Origin of the sequence: Streptomyces antimicrobicus (assembly GCF_020532625.1) — a bacterium.
In the GTDB taxonomy this organism is placed as follows: domain Bacteria; phylum Actinomycetota; class Actinomycetes; order Streptomycetales; family Streptomycetaceae; genus Streptomyces; species Streptomyces antimicrobicus.
Window position 1 is genome coordinate 1 of the sequence record NZ_JAJAUY010000048.1, and the last position, 17,057, is coordinate 17,057.

The following is a 17,057-nucleotide window of genomic DNA, read 5'->3' on the forward strand; positions in this document are numbered from 1 at the left end:
CGGCGGATCGGGCCGGATCGGGCCGGATCGGGCGGGGGACGGCCGGGCCCCGCCCCCGCCCCGCCCCCGGCTCCGGCCGGATCGGGCGGCGGCGGCCCGCCCCCGCCGCCGCCCCCGCCCCGAAAATCCGATGCGGTTAGGTGCCCGCCTCGGACAAGGTTCGCGGCATGGATCGTGAAACCAGGTCGCAGCTCGCCCACGCAGGGCACCCCGTCGCCGCCCCCGTGGGCGACCCCGCCGTCGAGCGCCTGATCGGGCGCGCCCTCGCCCTGCCCGCCGGGGCGGCGGGCTCCCCCCGCCTCCTCGACCTCGGCTGCGGCCGGGCCGAATGGCTGCTGCGGGCCCTTGCCGCGCACCCCACCGCCACCGCCCACGGGGTCGACGTCTCCGCGCCCGCCCTGGCCGCCGCCCGCGCCGCCGCCGAGGCCCGCGGCCTCACCGGCCGCCTGTCCCTGCACCAGGTCCCCGCGGCGGAGCACGCCGACCCGGACCCGTACGACGTCGTGCTCAGCGTGGGCGCCACCCACGCCTTCGGCGGCGGCCTGGCCGCGACCCTCGACGCGGCCGGCCGGCACCTGGCTCCCGGCGGGCACCTGGTCCTCGGCCACGGCTACTGGGAGCGCCCGCCCGGCCCGGAGGTGGTCGAGCTGCTCGGCGACCACGCCGACCTCCCCGGCACCCTCGACCTGGTCACCGCCGCCGGCTGGACCCCGGTGTACGGTCACGTCAGCAGCCGCGAGGAGCTCGACGACTACGAGTGGTCCTGGACCGGCTCCCTGGCGGCCTGGGCGCTGGACCATCCGCAGCACCCGGACCACGCCGAGGCGCTGGCCGCGGCCACCGCGCACCGCACCGAGTGGCTGACGACCTACCGCGGTGTCTGGGGCTTCGTCACGCTGGTGCTGCGCCGCTGATCATGCCGAGGGCGGGTGCGCAACAAATCGCCGTCGAACGGTCGGAACGCGCAACGATTCGTTCAGTGGGACGCAACATCCCCGCCTTGTTGCGGCAGGACGGCGAAACGTACCTTCTAAGGACCGCACACACCCCACCTGCCACAGAGGTACGCCCATGCCCCCGCTGCGCATCGCCCTCCTCCAGAGCTCCGGAAGGCTCGGCGACGTCGCCGAGAACCTCAAGGAGCTCGACGAGGCCGCCGAGCGCGCGGCGCGGGGCGGGGCCGGGCTCCTCGTGACCTCGGAGATGTTCCTCACCGGCTACGCGCTGGACCTGGCGGACGTCCCCTCCTACGCCGAGACCCGCGACGGCATGTCCGCCCGCGCCATCGGCGAGATCGCCCGCCGGCACGGCCTCGCGGTCCTCTACGGCTACCCCGAGCGCGACGCGGAGACCGGCGCGGTCTTCAACTCCGCCCAGCTCGTCGGCCCCGAGGGCACCGCGCTCGCGAACTACCGCAAGACCCACCTCTTCGGCTGCTTCGAGCAGGACGCCTTCACCCCCGGCGACACCCCGGTCGTCCAGGCCGAGTACGCGGGCCTGCGCATCGGGATCATGATCTGCTACGACGTCGAGTTCCCGGAGAACGTGCGCGCCCACGCCCTGGCCGGCACGGACCTGCTGCTGGTGCCGACCGCCCAGATGCACCCCTTCCAGTTCGTCGCCGAGCAGCTCGTCCCCGTGCGGGCCTTCGAGAGCCAGATGTACATCGCGTACGTCAACCGCACCGGCCCCGAGGGCGAGTTCGAGTTCGTCGGTCTCAGCTGCCTCGCCAGCCCCGACGGCACCACCCGCACCCGCGCCGGCCGCGGCCAGGAGATGGTGCTCGGCGACGTCGACCCCGAGCGCCTCGTGGCCTCCCGCGAGAACAACCCGTACCTGCGCGACCGCCGCCCCGGGCTGTACGCCTCCCTGATCTGACCCCCGGCCCGCCCCGCACCCCCTGCCCGGGCCGTACCCCCGCCTGCCTGCCTCCCCCCGCAACACCCCCGCTAGGAGCCGATCATGACGTCCACGGTGCCCACCACCGCCGTCCCGCACAGCGACGGTCAGCCGCCGATCACCATGTTCGGCCCGGACTTCCCGTACGCCTACGACGACTTCCTCGCGCACCCCGCGGGCCTGGGGCAGATACCCGCGACCGAGCACGGCACCGAGGTCGCCGTCATCGGTGGCGGCCTGTCCGGCATCATCTCCGCCTACGAGCTGATGAAGATGGGCCTCAAGCCCGTCGTCTACGAGGCCGACCAGATCGGCGGCCGGCTGCGCACCGTCGGCTTCGAGGGCCAGGGCACCGAGGGCCTGACGGCCGAGATGGGCGCCATGCGCTTCCCGCCGTCCTCGACGGCCCTGCAGCACTACATCGACCTGGTGGGCCTGACCACCCAGCCGTTCCCCAACCCGCTGGCCGAGGCCACCCCCTCCACCGTGGTCGACCTCAAGGGCGAGTCCCACTACGCGGAGACCATCGACGACCTGCCCCAGGTCTACCGTGACGTCGCCGCCGCCTGGAACGCCTGCCTGGAGGAGGGTGCCGACTTCTCCGACATGAACCAGGCCATGCGCGAGCGCGACGTCCCGCGCATCCGCGAGATCTGGGCCAAGCTCGTCGAGAAGCTCGACAACCAGACCTTCTACGGCTTCCTGTGCGAGTCCCAGGCCTTCAAGTCCTTCCGGCACCGCGAGATCTTCGGCCAGGTCGGTTTCGGCACCGGCGGCTGGGACACCGACTTCCCGAACTCCATCCTGGAGATCCTGCGCGTCGTCTACACCGAGGCCGACGACCACCACCGCGGCATCGTCGGCGGCTCCCAGCAGCTGCCGCTGCGCCTGTGGGAGCGCGAGCCCGAGAAGATCGTCCACTGGGCCCAGGGCACCTCGCTGTCCTCGCTGCACGGCGGCACCCCGCGCCCGGCCGTGACCCGCCTGCACCGCACCGCCGGCAACCGCATCACGGTCACCGACTCCTCCGGCGACATCCGCACCTACCGCGCCGCGATCTTCACCGCCCAGTCCTGGATGCTGCTGTCCAAGATCGAGTGCGACGACTCGCTGTTCCCCATCGACCACTGGACGGCGATGGAGCGCACCCACTACATGGAGTCCTCCAAGCTGTTCGTCCCGGTGGACCGGCCGTTCTGGCTGGACAAGGACGAGGAGACCGGCCGCGACGTCATGTCGATGACGCTGACCGACCGGATGACCCGCGGCACCTACCTGCTGGACAACGGCCCCGACCAGCCGGCCGTGATCTGCCTGTCGTACACCTGGTGCGACGACAGCCTGAAGTGGCTGCCGCTGTCCGCCAACGAGCGGATGGAGGTCATGCTGAAGTCCCTCGGCGAGATCTACCCCAAGGTCGACATCCGCCGGCACATCATCGGCAACCCGGTCACCGTCTCCTGGGAGAACGAGCCCTACTTCATGGGCGCGTTCAAGGCCAACCTGCCCGGCCACTACCGCTACCAGCGCCGCCTGTACACCCACTTCATGCAGGACCGCCTGCCCGAGGACAAGCGGGGCATCTTCCTCGCGGGTGACGACATCTCCTGGACCGCCGGCTGGGCCGAGGGCGCCGTGCAGACCGCGCTGAACGCCGTCTGGGGCGTCATGCACCACCTCGGCGGCGCCACCGACCCGACCAACCCGGGTCCGGGCGACGTCTTCGACGAGATCGCCCCGGTCGAGCTGCCGGAGGACTGACCTCCGCCGCTCCCCCCAGACACGGGCCGCCCCGCGCAACTCCCCCGAGCGCGGTGGCGGCCCGTCTCCATGCCCGGTCCTGTGCCGCTCGGCCTGCCGCCGTACGCCGCTCAGGCCGCCCGCGTCAGCCCGGTCGGGGTCAGCAGGCAGCGGCTGATCAGCCCGACGCCCGCGTCCAGGGACTCGGTGAACTCCTCCGCCAGCTCGGGCAGTTCCCGCAGCGTCCACAGCATCCGGGCCCCGGCCCAGGCGCCCGCGCGGGCCCGCTCCAGGCTCCAGGAGCCCACCAGGTGCGTCAGCGGGTCGGCGATCTGGAGCAGGTCCGGGCCCGGCATCAGCTCCTCGCGGATGTGCTCCTCCAGGGCGACCAGGAGCTCGCCGACCCGGTCGAAGTCGCCCTCCAGGTCGCCCGGCGCGCACTCCAGCGTGCGGCAGGCCGCCACCACCGCCAGCGCCAGGTCGTGCCCGATGTGCGCGTTGATCCCGGCCAGGGCGTACTGGAGCGGGTGCACGCCGGGATGGCGCCGGTACTGCAGCAGCGGCCGCCAGCAGGCCGGCGGCCGGTGTCCCTCGGCGGCCGCCGCGACGGCGTCGAGATAGCGCTCGGCGAAGCGTACGCCGAGCACCGCCGCCCGCCGCGGCACGGGGAACTCCCCGCGGGCGATACGGCGGTGCAGCGCCTCGGTCACCGTCAGGTAGACCCGGTTGAAGACGGCCACCCCGTCGTCCGCGGGCAGCCGCCGGTCCAGGTCGCGCATCCGCGCGAGCACCACGTCCATGGGAGGCAGGTTCTCAGGGACGGGCGCCGCGCGGCGGAACTTGGCCGGGTGCTTCGCCGGTTCGGGCGAAAGCCCGCTCAGGGACGCGTGTCCCGCTCGGCCTCCGCGGCGACCTCGGCCCCGTCGTCGTAGGCGGAGGTGCCGGAGTCCAGCAGCGGCTCCTGCCCCTTGAGGTGGGCGGGGGCGAAGAAGCGCAGGGCGTGGTAACCGGTGATCACCACGAGGGTGCCGAGGGCGATCCCGCCGAGCTGGAAGTTGTCGGTGATCTTCAGGCTCACCCCGCCGACGCCGATGATGATGCCCGCGGCGGCCGGCACGAGGTTGAGCGGATTGCGCAGGTCCACCCGGGCGTTCAGCCAGATCTGCGCGCCGAGCAGCCCGATCATGCCGTACAGGATCACGGTGATCCCGCCGAGCACCGCGCCGGGGACGGCGGCCACCACGGCGCCGAACTTCGGGCACAGGCCGAACAGCAGGGCGAAGCAGGCCGCGGCCCAGTAGGCGGCGGTGGAGTAGACGCGGGTGGCCGCCATCACGCCGATGTTCTCGGAGTAGGTGGTGTTCGGCGGGCCGCCGAGCGCGGTCGAGAGCATGGAGGCGGCGCCGTCGGCCGCGACGGCCGTGCCGAGCTTGTCGTCGAGCGGGTCGCCGGTCATCTCGCCGACGGCCTTGACGTGCCCGGCGTTCTCCGCGATCAGCGCGATCACCACCGGCAGCGCCACCAGGATCGCCGACCACTCGAACGACGGCGCGTGGAAGGAGGGCAGGCCGATCCAGTCGGCCTCGGCGACGCCGGACAGGTCGAGCCGCCAGTGGTCGACGGCCTCGGTCCCGCCGAGCGGCGAGTGGATCTTCCCGAGGACCCGGTCGAGGACCCAGGAGAGCCCGTAGCCGAAGAGCAGCCCGAGGAAGATCGCGATCCGGGACCAGAAGCCGCGCAGGCACACCACGGCCAGGCCGGTGAACAGCATCACCAGCAGGGCCGTCCACTGGTCCTGCGGCCAGTACGTGGCGGCGGTGACCGGTGCCAGGTTGAAGCCGATCAGCATCACCACCGCGCCGGTGACCACCGGCGGCATCGCCGCGTGGATGATCCGCGCGCCGAAGCGCTGCACGGCCAGGCCCGCGAGGAAGAGGGCCGCGCCGACCACGAAGACGGCGCCCGTGACGGTCGCGCTGTCGCCGCCGCTCGCCCGGATCGCGGCGGCGACACCCACGAACGACAGGGAGCAGCCGAGGTAGGACGGGATCCGACCGCGGGTCGCGAGCAGGAAGATCATGGTCGCGAAGCCGGACATCATGATGGCCAGGTTCGGGTCGAGCCCCATGAGCACCGGGGCGACGAAGCTGGCACCGAACATCGCCACCACGTGCTGGGCGCCGAGCCCGGCGGTGCGCGGCCAGCTCAGCCGCTCGTCCGGCCGGACCACCGCGCCGGGGGCGGGGGTCCGCCCGTCTCCGTGCAGGGTCCAGCGCACGCCGAGGCCCAGGCCCATGTTCTACTCCGTTTCGCCGGCCGGATGGGGGGGGAGGATCGCCGAGGCCGCGCGCCGCGGCGCCACGGTCCTTGCCACGACAGCCTTCCCGGCCGCACGGCCGACGTCATATTACGGCCGGACAGCGGCGGGTTCGTCCCGATTGTCGGACGGGGCGGCCGCGGCGGCCCGCTTCGGGCCCAGCACCGATGCTCCCATGATCAGCGTGCAGGCCAGCAGGGTGACCAGCCCGAACGACACCACCAGCGAGGTCGCGTCCGCCACCGCGCCGATCGCCGAGGGGGCGATCAGCCCCGAGGTGTAGGTGATCGTCGCGACGCCCGCGATCGCCTGGGCCGGCGCCGGTCCGCTGCGGGCGGCCGCCGCGAAGGCCAGCGGGACCACCACGGCGACCCCCAGTCCGATCAGCCCGAAGCCCGCCAGGGCGGCGGCCGGCTGCCGCCACAGCACCACCAGCAGGCCGCCGGCCGTCGCCAGCGCCCCGCCCGCCCGGACCGTGCGCACGGCCCCGAACCGGTCCACGACCCGGTCGCCGGCCAGCCGCGCCACGGCCATCGTCAGCGCGAAGGCGGTGGTGGCCGCCGCCGCCGGCCCGGCGCCGGTGTCCAGGACGTCGCGCAGGTAGACCCCCGACCAGTCCAGGCTCGCGCCCTCGGCGAAGACCGCGGCGAACCCGACCAGGCCGATCAGCAGCGCGGACCGGGGCGGCCGGGCGAAGTGCGGGGGCGCGGGAGCGTCCGCGTCACCGGGCGGGTCCAGCACCCCGCCCACGGCCGCCAGCCCGGCCGCGGTCAGCGCGAGCGCGGCGAGCAGGTGGTGCAGCCGGGCGTCGGCCCCGGCGTGCGCGGCGAGGGTGCCGACGGCCGAGCCGAGCAGGGCGCCCGCGCTCCACATGCCGTGCAGCGAGGACATGATCGAGCGGCCCATCCGGTTCTCGGTCTCCACGCCGAGGGCGTTCATCGCCACGTCCGACATGCCGGAGGTGGCGCCGTAGACGAAGAGCGCCGCGCACAGGGCGGCCAGGTTCGGGGCGAAGCCGGGCAGGATCAGCGAGAGCGTCCACAGCGCCAGCAGGCCGCGCAGCGCCGTGCGGGCGCCGAACCGGTGGTTGATCCGCCCGGCGAGCGGCATCGCCAGGGCCGCGCCCAGGGCCGGGCAGGCCAGCGCCAGGCCCAGGGCGCCCGCGTCGAGCCCGGCATGGTCCTGGATCCAGGGGATCCGGGTGGCGAAGCTGCCGGTGACGGCGCCGTGCACGCAGAAGACGGCGGCGATGGACAGGCGGGCCCGGCGCAGCCGGCGCGGGGCGGGAGCGGGTTCCGCGGTCATGAGCCGTAAACTATCAGGGACCCTGCCTGATAGATAGCGACTCCCTGACCGGGCTGCCTAGGATGACCCCGTGACCCCCGCCCTCCCCCCGCCCCCCGCGGCCCTGGCGCCGCGCGGGCCGTCCACCCCGGCCCCGCCGACCGGGCCGTCCCCGGCCTCGCCGAGCACGGCCCGGGCGATCAACGACCGGCTGGCCCTGCGACTCCTGCAGGAGGAGGGCCCCCTGACCGCCGCTCAGCTCAAGACGCGCACGGGACTGTCCCGCCCGACCGTCGCCGACCTCGTCGAGCGGCTCGCCCGGGCCGGGATGATCGAGGTGGTGGGGGAGTCGGGAGCGCAGCGGCGCGGCCCCAACGCCCGGCTGTACGGGATCGTCGCCCGCCGCGCCTTCCTCGCGGCCCTCGACGTACGGACCGACAGCGCGACCGCGGTCGTCACCGACCTGCTCGGCCGTCCGCTGACCCGGACGGCGCTGCCGGTGGACGCGCCTGAGGCCGCCGTCGCCGAACTGCGGCGCGCGGCCCGTGTCGCGGGCGCCGACGAGCTGCACACCGTCGCCGTCGGCGCCCCCGGCCTGGTCTCGCCGGCGACCGGGGAACTGCGCGACACCACCGGCCTGCCGGCCTGGCACCGCGAGCTGGTCGCGGCGCTCCAGCGGCAGTTGCCCGCCCGCGTCCTGGTCGAGAACGAGACCAACCTGGCGGCCGTCGCCGAGCAGCGCCTGGGCGCCGCCCGCGACCTGGACTCCTTCGTCCTGCTGTGGCTCGGCGCCGGGGTGGGCGCGGCGGTGGTGCTGGACGGCCGGCTGCGCCGCGGCGCCTCGGGCGGCGCCGGCGAGATCGGCTTCCTGCCGGTCCCCGGCACGGTGGGGCTGCCCTCGGCCGCCGACTGCGGGGGCGGCTTCCACTCCCTCGTCGGCCGCGACGCGGTCACCGCCCTCGCGGCGGAGCACGGGTTCACGGGCCCGGCCGAGGAGGCGGTGGCCGGCGGCGCGGGCGAGCCGTTCCTGGACGCCCTCGCCGAGCGCCTCGCCCTGGGCGCGGCGGCCGTCGCGGCGGTCCTCGACCCCGGCTGCGTGGTCCTGGCCGGGGGCCTGGGCCTGGCGGGCGGCCCGCCCCTGGCGGCCCGCGTCGCCGCCCGGCTCACCGACCTCACCCCGGTCCCGACCGAGGTCCGGGCGACCGCCCTCGGCGACGACGCCGTCCTGGAGGGCGCCCGCCTGGCGGCCCGCGACGCGGCCCAGGACACCCTGTTCACCACGGCGTGACCCGCGCGGCCCCGCAGGCCGGCTGCGGCCCCCCAGGGTCCGGGGCGGCCCCGGCTCAGGGCCGCCGCCGTGCCCCGTCCGCCCTGAGGTACGCCTCGAACGTGCCGTGCCCGACCGCGTGGTCCGGGGCCAGGTTCCCGCCGCGCCGGAAGCCGGCGTAGGCCTTGCCCGGCAGCGGGACCTCCACGACGCGGCGGCGCGAGCCCCGCGCGGCCAGGTAGGCGCGGACCAGGTCGGCGAGGGTGCGGGTGTGCGGGCCGCCCATGTCGGGGACGCGGCCCGCCGGTGCCCCGACGGCCAGTTCGGCGAGCCGGTCGGCGACCTCCTCGGCCGCGACCGGCTGGAACCGCACCCCCGCCGGGACCAGCACGAGCGGCAGCCGGGCCAGCGTGGCGGCCGCCTGGGCGACCAGGTCGTGGAACTGGGTCGTGCGCAGGATCGTCACGCCGAGGCCGGACTCCTGCAGTATCCGTTCGACCCGGTGCTTCACCGTGTAGTAGCGGAGCGGGACCACGTCCACGCCCACGATCGAGATGTGGACGAGGTGCCGGATCCCGGCCCGCCGGGCCGCCTCGACCAGGTGCCGGGCCGCCCGGTCGTCGCCGCCGCGCGGGCTGCTGGCGCAGTGCACCACGGTGTCGGCACCGGCCAGGGCCGCGTCCAGGCCGGTGCCGTCGCGCAGGTCGACGGGGTACTGCGGGGCGTGGCGGCTGACCACGCGGACCGCGTGGCCCGCCGCGCGCAGCCGCTCCACGACGAGCGAGCCGAGGGTTCCGGTTCCTCCGGTGACGATGATGGTGCTCATGGTGTCCGTCCTTTCCGAGCCGTGCGGCACACGGTCGTCAGCAAGGACCGGACAGCCCTCACGGATGTGACGGGCCGGACGACAGCTGGCGGCGCAGGAAGCCCAGCTTCTCCGGGTTGACCACCGCGCGCACGCCGCTGACCAGGCCGTCGTCGAACTCCACGACCACGACCGCCAGCTCGCCGAAGACCAGCGCCGGGGCCCCGTTGACCTCCTGGTGGCCGACCGGCACGCCCGCCACGTACTTGCCCATCGCGCCGACCAGGAAGCGCGCCACCTTCTGCGCGCCCAGGACCGGCCGCCGCGCCGCGTTGACCACGCCGCCGCCGTCCGACACGTACGTCACGTCCGCGCTCAGCATGCGCTCCAGCCGGGCCATGTCGCCCTGCTGCGCGGCTGCGAGGAAGGCGTCGAGCAGCCCGCGCAGCTCCTCCGGGTCCGGGGTGACCCGCGGCCGGGGCGCGGCCACCCGCCGGCCGGCCCGGTGGTACAGCTGGCGGCAGTTGGCCTCGGTGAGGTCCAGCAGCCCCGCGATCTCCCGGTGGCTGTACGCGAAGGCCTCGCGCAGCACGTAGACGGCCCGTTCCACGGGGGTGAGCCGCTCCAGCAGCACCAGCAGGGCGAGCGAGACGCTGTCGCGCTGTTCGGCCGATTCCAGCGGCCCCAGCGCGCCGTCCGAGGTCAGCACCGGCTCCGGCAGCCACGGGCCGACGTAGCTCTCGCGGCGGACCCGGGCGGAGTCGAGCCGGTTCAGGCACAGGTGGGTGACGGCCTTGGCCAGCCAGGCGCCGGGGTGCTCGACCTCGCGGCGGTCGGCGGCGCTCCAGCGCAGGTACGTGTCCTGCACCAGGTCCTCGGCCTCGGCCGCCGAGCCGAGCATCCGGTAGGCGATGCCGAAGAGCCGGCCGCGGTGTGCTTCGAAGACGTCGACGTCGGTGGGAGTGACCATGGACGTGAGCGTGCCAGAGGGCCCGGTGGCACGGTGCCACCGGGCCCTCCCGGTCAGCCGGTTCCGGTCGGCCGGTGCGGGCCCGGCCCGTTGTCGTCAGCCCGTTGCGGCCGGCCCGTTGCGGCCGGTCCGGTGCGCCGGCCCGTTCAGCAGGCGCCCTGGTCCTTCCAGACGCCCCATTCCCCGGTGGTGCCGGGCTCCTCGTTCTGCGTCCACCACTGCGCCTTCCAGGTGTGCCCCTTGTGGGACACCACCGAGCCGCCGGTGTACACCTGGCCGGCCACGTACGCCGGGCCGGTGCAGGTGCCGCCCGGAGGGGTGGTCGGGGGAGTGGTGGGCGGCGTCGTGGGCGGGGTCGTCGGCGGCGTGCTGCCGCCGCCCGGCTCGCCGACCGTGGTGCCGCGCGCCAGGTCCCCGGCGAGGGCGTACGTCGTCCCCGCGACGGACACCGTCCAGTTGGAGGGGGTGGACACCGGCAGGTAGTAGTTGAACGCCAGGTCGACCGAGGCGCCCGGGGCCAGCGACTGCCAGGCCGGCAGCTTCAGTGACACGCGCTGGAAGTCGCCCTTGAGCCCGCCCACGTTGCTGCCGGTGTGGCCGCTGCTGATCACCTTGGCGCCGAAGCCCGACTGGTCGGAGGCGTTGGCCGGGGCCGAGGTGCCGTAGTCGAACTGGAACTCGGTGCCGCCCGGCAGCGTCGACCGGGTGTTGTTGGTGATCTTGATCTTCGGGGTGAGCGGGTAGTTCGAGTCGCCCAGCTTGAAGTCGGTGAACCGCACGTCGATGTCCAGGGCCTGGGTGGGCAGGGCCGAGCCCGCCTTCCGCGCCCCGTACGGGGAGGCCGACTTGAACTTCTCGTACATGGTGGTGGTCAGGGTGTCACCGGGCTCGTACTGGCCCTTGGCCGCGTTGTACGCGTAGTCGCCCGCCAGCTCCCAGACCATCGTGCCGCCGATGCCCTTGCTGACCACGTAGTCCGCCTTGGCGGCCACCGACTGCTCGTCCTCGGTGGACAGGAAGACCTTCTTCTGCGCGTTCCACAGCCACGGGGCGACCAGGGTCGCGTCGTACTTGCGGACGTAGGTGCCGGTCAGGGTGGTGTTCGCGGGGAAGCCGTACCGGGTGACGTAGTCGCCGACGACGCCCTTCTCCAGGTTCTTGGCGTGCCACATCGGGTTGGAGCCGGCCGGGGACTCGGCGCCGTTGGTGTCCTTGTCGTGCCACAGGTTGTCGATGCCGACCGCGCCGTCACCGCACTTGGTCAGGCCGGATCCGGCCGGGCAGCTGGTGGCCGCCGCCTTGCCCCACAGGCCGTCGGTACCGCCCTGGACGTTCTTGAAGCCGCGGGTGTAGTACGGCAGGCCGATGTTGATCCGGCCCGCGGGCATGGAACCGCGGAAGTAGTGGTACGCCCAGTCGGTGTTGAGGTAGCCGATGCCGCCGTACTGGGAGGTCGAGTAGACGCCGGCGGCGGCGAGCTCGCCGTCCTTGCCGTCGTCGAAGAGGGAGGCGTTGGGGCCGACGAACTCGTTCCAGGCGCCGTGCAGGTCGTAGGACATGATGTTGACGTAGTCCAGGTACTTCTGGACCTGGAACGTCTCCATGCCGCGCAGCAGGTAGCCGGAGGAGGGGGCGGCGACCGAGAGCAGGTAGTGCCGGCCGTCGGCGGCGCCCGCGCGGTCGAGCTTCTCGCGCAGCGTCTTCATCAGGGCCGCGTAGCCCTGGACCAGACCGGCGCGGCGGCCGTTGGCCAGCTGCCAGTCCAGCGGGTTGCCCGCGTCCTTCATCGTCGTCGGGTACTCGTAGTCGATGTCGACGCCGTTGAAGCCGTACTGGCGGACGAAGGCGACCGCGGAGTCGGCGAAGGTGTCGATGCCGGCCTGGTTGACCGAGCCGTCGGCGTTGGTGGCCATCGAGTAGAAGCCGCCGGAGGCGACCCGGTTGCCGTCCTCGCCGAAGTAGCCGCCGGTCTCGGCCCAGCCGCCGACGGACACCAGCGTCTTGACGTTCGGGTACTGCTTCTTGAACTTCGTCAGCAGGTTGAAGTGGCCCTTGTAGGGCAGGGCCGGGTCCATCTCGGCGCCGGCGACGCCCGGCCAGGTCATCCCGGTGGCGGCGTTGTTCGGGCCGTCCGCGCCGACGGAGATCCTGTTGTCGCCGCCGACGTGGGCGAAGGCGTAGTTCAGATGGGTGACCTTGGACCACGGGATGTCGCTGGCGAGGTAGGCGGGGGTGCCGTCCTTGCCGGTGCGCCAGCCGGTGAAGTAGCCGATGACGCGGCGCTGGTGGTCGGCGCCCATCTTCTCGCGGCCCTCGGAGTCGTAGACCGTGCAGTACGGGACGTCGACGCCCGCGGTGCGGTGGAGCCCGTCCGGGCGACAGTCTTCGGCGGCGTGCGAGACGCCGGAGGAGAGCCCGCCGAGCAGCAGTCCGGCGATGGCGGCGCCGGATGCCATGAGCATCGCTCTCGTACGCGTGGGGGACAGCATCGTGCCTCCTGGGGAGGGGAGGATGACGGACACAACTTGCGGAAAAGTGGCGCTCATTGGCCCGTGACGTGCGCACATCTGGCGGGCTGTCTCCCGGGGAAGATGAAGGAGACGTTAAAAGGACTAGACCAACCCGTCAATAGGTCTGGACCAAAGCCGAGGGTCGGGCCTCCGCCGCGCCCGCCCCGCGCCCGCCCCGCGCGCGTGTCCCGCTCGTGCCCCGCTCCCGCCGCGGTCGCGCCCGACTCGCGCGGCGAAGGTTGTGAGCCAGGCCACAGCCCGTCACCCGCATGGGTGTCGATCGGCCGTGGCACACTGGCCGTAAGTACCAGTAGCAGCGCACTCCGGGGTCGGTGAAAGTCCGAACCGGCGGTTACAGTCCGCGACCCGACCGCAGCCAGCGGCCGGTTGACCAGGTGAAATTCCTGGACCGACGGTTAAAGTCCGGATGGGAGGCAGTGCGCGGCGGGCAGTGACCGGTACGCCGCTCCGCCGGCGGTCCTTCGTTCGTGCTCCGTGCACACGACGGATCCGCCCCCTCGGCCTCGGCGTCCCCGGCCGCTTCGTCCCGTTCCATCTGTCGTGTCCCGACAGGCCCCGGAGTCCGTGCCCGACGAGGCAGGAGGACCCGGTGGCGACATCCGCCGACGCGAACGCCACGCGCGACGAGCGCGCCATGCGCCGTGCCGTCGACCTCGCGGCCCGCGGCCTCGGCTCCACCAGCCCCAACCCCGTCGTCGGCTGCGTCGTCACCGACACCGCCGGGAACGTCGTCGGCGAGGGCTGGCACGAGCGGGCCGGCGGCCCGCACGCCGAGGTCCACGCCCTGCGCGCGGCCGGCGAGGCCGCCCGCGGCGGCACCGCGTACGTCACCCTGGAGCCCTGCAACCACACCGGACGCACCGGCCCCTGCGCCCAGGCCCTGGTCGAGGCCGGCGTCAGCCGGGTCGTCTACGCCGTCCCCGACCCGAACCCGCAGGCCAGCGGCGGTGCCGCCACCCTGCGCGCGGCCGGGGTGGCGGTCACCGGCGGGCTGCTGGAGGCCGAGGCCGAGGCGGGCAACATCGCCTGGCTGACCTCCGTACGCCTGGGCCGCCCGCACGTCACCTGGAAGTACGCCGCGACCCTCGACGGGCGCAGCGCCGCCGCCGACGGCTCCAGCCGCTGGATCACCTCCGCCGCGTCCCGGGCCGACGTCCACCGGCTGCGCGCCGAGTCCGACGCCGTCCTGGTCGGCGCGGGCACCCTGCGCACCGACGACCCGCACCTCGCGGTCCGCGGCATCGACGGCGCCACCCAGCCGCTGCGCGTCGCCCTCGACCCCCGCGCCTCGGTCCTGCCGACCGCCCGCATCCTCGACGACGCGGCGCCCACCCTGCTCGTCGTCGCCGAGGACGCCGACACCCGGCACCTGCCCGCCGGTACGCAGCTGCTCCGGCTGCCCCTGCGCGACGGCCGGATCGGCGTCCACGACCTGCTCGGCCGGCTGTACGCCCGGGGCGTGCGCTCCGTCCTCCTCGAAGGCGGCCCCACCCTCGCGGGAGCCTTCCTCGAAGGCGGCGCCGTCGACCGCGTCGTCGGCTACCTCGCCCCCGCCCTGCTCGGCGCGGGCCCCGCCGCCCTCGCCGACGCGGGCGTCACGAACATCGCCCAGGCCCTGCGCCTGGACCTCACGGAGGCCGTCCGCCTGGGCCCCGACCTCCGGATCACCGCCGTCCCCACCACCGTCCCCAAGGAGCACTGACGTGTTCACCGGAATCGTCGAAGAACTGGGCGAGGTCACCGCCGTCGAGCAGCTGCCCGACGCCTCCCGCTTCCGCCTGCGCGGCCCCCTCGTCACCGAGGGCGCCAAGCACGGCGACTCCATCGCCGTCAACGGCGTCTGCCTGACGGTCGTGGAGACGGCGGACGGCGAGTTCACCGCCGACGTGATGCAGGAGACCTTGAACCGCTCCAGCCTCGGCGCGCTGGAGAAGGGCTCCCGCGTCAACCTGGAGCGCCCCATGGCCCTCGGCGGCCGGCTCGGCGGCCACCTGGTGCAGGGCCACGTGGACGGCACCGGCGAGATCCTCTCCCGCACCCCGTCCGAGCACTGGGAGATCGTCAAGGTCGCCCTGCCGGCGGCGCTGTCCCGCTACGTCGTCGAGAAGGGCTCCATCACGGTCGACGGCGTCAGCCTGACCGTGGTCGAGGCCGCCGCCGACTGGTTCACCGTCAGCCTCATCCCCACCACCCTCGCCCTGACCACGCTCGGCATCAAGCAGCCCGGCGACCCGGTCAACCTGGAGGTGGACGTCCTCGCCAAGTACGTCGAGCGGCTGCTGGCCGCCGGCGTCGACCCGCTGCAGCCGAAGGAGAACCACCGGTGAGCGCCCTGACCTGGCTGAACTCCGAGGCCTTCACCGTCTTCGACCAGAAAGTCATCTGGTCGGACATGATCGGCAACACCATGGGCCTGGCGGCCCTCGCCCTCGGCTGGCGCCGCTCCATATGGACCTGGCCCGCCCAGCTGGTCTCCGGCCTGATCCTGGTCGCCGCCTACGCCTCCGCCCACCTCGCCGGCGGCGTCGGCAAGCAGCTGCTGGTCATCGGCGTCGCGGCCTGGGGCTGGACGCAGTGGCGGCGCGGCCGGCAGCAGGCGCAGGACGGCACCATCGCCGTGCGCACCGCGAGCTGGAAGGAGCGCGGACTGCTGCTCGCCGGCGCGGCGCTGGGCACCCTCGCCGTCGGCGGCCTGTTCACCGCCTTCCCGAACCTGTCCTGGAGCCCGTGGGCCGACGCCTACATCTTCGTCGGCACCCTCGTCGCCATGGTCGCCCAGGCCCGCGGCCTGGTCGAGTTCTGGTTCGCCTGGCTCCTGGTCGACCTGGTCGGCGTCCCCCTCGCCTTCAGCAGCGGCCTGGCCTTCTCCGGCCTGGTCTACGTCGTCTACTTCGCCCTCGTCCTGTGGGGCGCCCACGACTGGTACCAGCGTTCGCGCACCACCGCCAACCCCTCGGCCCTCGAAGGAGCAACGGCATGACCACCGACGAGTTCTTCGCGCTCGACCCGGTCGAGCAGGCCATCCGGGACATCGCCGCCGGCCGGCCCGTCGTGGTCGTCGACGACGAGGACCGCGAGAACGAGGGCGACCTCGTCATCGCCGCCGAGAAGGCCACCCCCGAGATCATCGCGTTCATGATGAGCGAGTGCCGCGGCCTGATCTGCGCCCCCATGGAGGGCGACGAGCTCGACCGGCTGGAGCTCCCGCAGATGGTCGACCGCAACACGGAGTCGATGCGGACCGCCTTCACCGTCTCCGTCGACGCGAGCGCCGCCCACGGCGTGAGCACCGGCATCTCCGCCGCCGACCGCGCCACCACCCTGCGGCTGCTGGCCGACGGGGTCTCGGGCCCCGGCGACTTCGTCCGCCCCGGCCACATCTTCCCGCTGCGCGCCAAGCCCGGCGGGGTCCTGGTCCGCAACGGCCACACCGAGGCCGCCGTCGACCTCGCCCGGCTCGCCGGCCTGCGCCCGGCCGGCGCCATCGTGGAGATCGCCGGTGAGGACGGCGTCATGCTGCGCCTGCCGGAGCTGATCCCGTTCGCCCGCAAGCACGGCCTGACGATCATCTCCATCGAGGACCTCATCGCCTACCGCCGCTCCGCCGAACCGACCGTCCGCCGCGAGGCCGAGGTCACCCTGCCGACCGCCTTCGGCGAGTTCACCGCGTACGGCTACCGCTCCACCGTGGACGGCGTCGAGCACGTCGCCCTGGTCCACGGCGACGTCGGCGACGGCCAGGAGGTGCTGGTGCGGATGCACTCGGAGTGCCTGACCGGCGACATCTTCCACTCCCTGCGCTGCGACTGCGGGCCCCAGCTGCACGCCTCCATGCAGCGCATCAAGGAGGCCGGCCGCGGCGTCGTCGTCTACCTGCGCGGCCACGAGGGCCGCGGCATCGGACTGCTGTCCAAGCTGCGCGCGTACGAGCTCCAGGAGCGCGGCCGCGACACCCTCGACGCCAACCTGGAACTGGGCCTGCCCGCCGACGCCCGCGACTACGGGGCCGGTGCCCAGATGCTCACCGACCTCGGAGTCCGCAGCGTGCGGCTCATGACCAACAACCCCGACAAGGCCGCCGCCCTGATCCGCCACGGCATCGTGGTCGCCGAGCGCGAGCCGATGCCCGTGGAGGCCGGGGAGCACAATCTGCGGTACCTGCGCACCAAGCGCGACCGCATGGGGCACGACCTGCCCTGGCTGGACGCCACCGCCGTCTCGGCGTGCGGCAACCAGTAGCACCG

14 protein-coding genes and 1 riboswitch are annotated in these 17,057 nt (G+C 73.8%); of the genes, 8 read left to right on the forward strand and 6 right to left on the reverse strand.

The window, feature by feature from the left end; translation table 11 throughout:
* Nucleotides 1–167 precede the first annotated feature (167 nt).
* From LG632_RS14525 to LG632_RS14535, 3 genes are all read left to right on the forward strand, one after another.
* Complete coding sequence (locus tag LG632_RS14525; protein ID WP_226727467.1) at nt 168–914, forward strand: SAM-dependent methyltransferase; 747 nt, start codon at nt 168–170, stop codon at nt 912–914.
* 157 nt (nt 915–1,071) lie between these two features.
* On the forward strand, nt 1,072–1,878 hold the full coding sequence (locus LG632_RS14530; protein WP_226727468.1) for a carbon-nitrogen hydrolase family protein: 807 nt from the start codon (nt 1,072–1,074) through the stop codon (nt 1,876–1,878).
* Between the two features lie 84 nt (nt 1,879–1,962).
* A complete protein-coding gene (locus LG632_RS14535; protein WP_226727469.1) occupies nt 1,963–3,660 on the forward strand; it encodes a flavin monoamine oxidase family protein in 1,698 nt (565 codons plus the stop codon).
* A 110-nt stretch (nt 3,661–3,770) separates the two neighbouring features.
* Here LG632_RS14535 and LG632_RS14540 read toward each other — a convergent pair whose 3' ends face one another.
* The 3 genes from LG632_RS14540 to LG632_RS14550 all read right to left on the reverse strand — a co-directional run bounded on the left by LG632_RS14540 (nt 3,771) and on the right by LG632_RS14550 (nt 7,261).
* On the reverse strand, nt 3,771–4,439 hold the full coding sequence (locus LG632_RS14540) for a DUF5995 family protein (protein ID WP_226727470.1): 669 nt from the start codon (nt 4,437–4,439) through the stop codon (nt 3,771–3,773).
* A gap of 77 nt (nt 4,440–4,516) precedes the next feature.
* Nucleotides 4,517–5,929 carry a uracil-xanthine permease family protein gene (locus tag LG632_RS14545; RefSeq protein WP_226727499.1) on the reverse strand — a complete coding sequence of 471 codons (1,413 nt, stop codon included), beginning with the start codon at nt 5,927–5,929 and terminating at the stop codon, nt 4,517–4,519.
* A gap of 117 nt (nt 5,930–6,046) precedes the next feature.
* Nucleotides 6,047–7,261, reverse strand: coding sequence for an MFS transporter (locus LG632_RS14550; protein ID WP_226727471.1), 1,215 nt, complete (start codon nt 7,259–7,261; stop codon nt 6,047–6,049).
* Nucleotides 7,262–7,364: 103 nt separating this feature from the next.
* Between LG632_RS14550 and LG632_RS14555 the strand changes: the two genes are divergently transcribed.
* Nucleotides 7,365–8,528, forward strand: coding sequence for an ROK family transcriptional regulator (locus LG632_RS14555; RefSeq protein WP_226727500.1), 1,164 nt, complete (start codon nt 7,365–7,367; stop codon nt 8,526–8,528).
* A 55-nt stretch (nt 8,529–8,583) separates the two neighbouring features.
* On the opposite strand, the gene LG632_RS14560 is transcribed toward LG632_RS14555, so the two are convergent.
* The 3 genes from LG632_RS14560 to LG632_RS14570 form a co-directional block, all read right to left on the reverse strand.
* Nucleotides 8,584–9,333, reverse strand: coding sequence for an SDR family oxidoreductase (locus tag LG632_RS14560; protein WP_226727472.1), 750 nt, complete (start codon nt 9,331–9,333; stop codon nt 8,584–8,586).
* A gap of 58 nt (nt 9,334–9,391) precedes the next feature.
* Nucleotides 9,392–10,282: an RNA polymerase sigma-70 factor gene (locus tag LG632_RS14565; RefSeq protein ID WP_226727473.1), complete on the reverse strand. Its 891-nt coding sequence runs from the start codon at nt 10,280–10,282 to the stop codon at nt 9,392–9,394.
* A 146-nt stretch (nt 10,283–10,428) separates the two neighbouring features.
* The gene (locus LG632_RS14570; RefSeq protein WP_226727474.1) at nt 10,429–12,771 is read right to left on the reverse strand and encodes a chitinase C-terminal domain-containing protein; all 2,343 of its coding nucleotides are present in this window, start codon (nt 12,769–12,771) and stop codon (nt 10,429–10,431) included.
* Between the two features lie 335 nt (nt 12,772–13,106).
* Nucleotides 13,107–13,237, forward strand: a riboswitch (FMN riboswitch).
* A gap of 165 nt (nt 13,238–13,402) precedes the next feature.
* On the opposite strand from LG632_RS14570, the gene ribD reads away from it, so the two are divergent.
* From ribD to LG632_RS14590, 4 genes are read left to right on the forward strand one after another with little or no spacing between them, the layout of a single operon-like run.
* Nucleotides 13,403–14,515: a bifunctional diaminohydroxyphosphoribosylaminopyrimidine deaminase/5-amino-6-(5-phosphoribosylamino)uracil reductase RibD gene (ribD, locus tag LG632_RS14575; RefSeq protein ID WP_308108441.1), complete on the forward strand. Its 1,113-nt coding sequence runs from the start codon at nt 13,403–13,405 to the stop codon at nt 14,513–14,515.
* 1 nt (nt 14,516) lies between these two features.
* Nucleotides 14,517–15,140: a riboflavin synthase gene (locus tag LG632_RS14580; protein ID WP_226727475.1), complete on the forward strand. Its 624-nt coding sequence runs from the start codon at nt 14,517–14,519 to the stop codon at nt 15,138–15,140.
* On the forward strand, nt 15,137–15,793 hold the full coding sequence (locus LG632_RS14585; RefSeq protein ID WP_226727476.1) for a nicotinamide mononucleotide transporter family protein: 657 nt from the start codon (nt 15,137–15,139) through the stop codon (nt 15,791–15,793). Before LG632_RS14580 ends, LG632_RS14585 begins: the two co-directional genes overlap by 4 nt.
* Nucleotides 15,790–17,052 carry a bifunctional 3,4-dihydroxy-2-butanone-4-phosphate synthase/GTP cyclohydrolase II gene (locus tag LG632_RS14590; protein WP_226727477.1) on the forward strand — a complete coding sequence of 421 codons (1,263 nt, stop codon included), beginning with the start codon at nt 15,790–15,792 and terminating at the stop codon, nt 17,050–17,052. The genes LG632_RS14585 and LG632_RS14590 overlap by 4 nt, the downstream gene beginning before the upstream one ends.
* Nucleotides 17,053–17,057 lie beyond the last annotated feature (5 nt).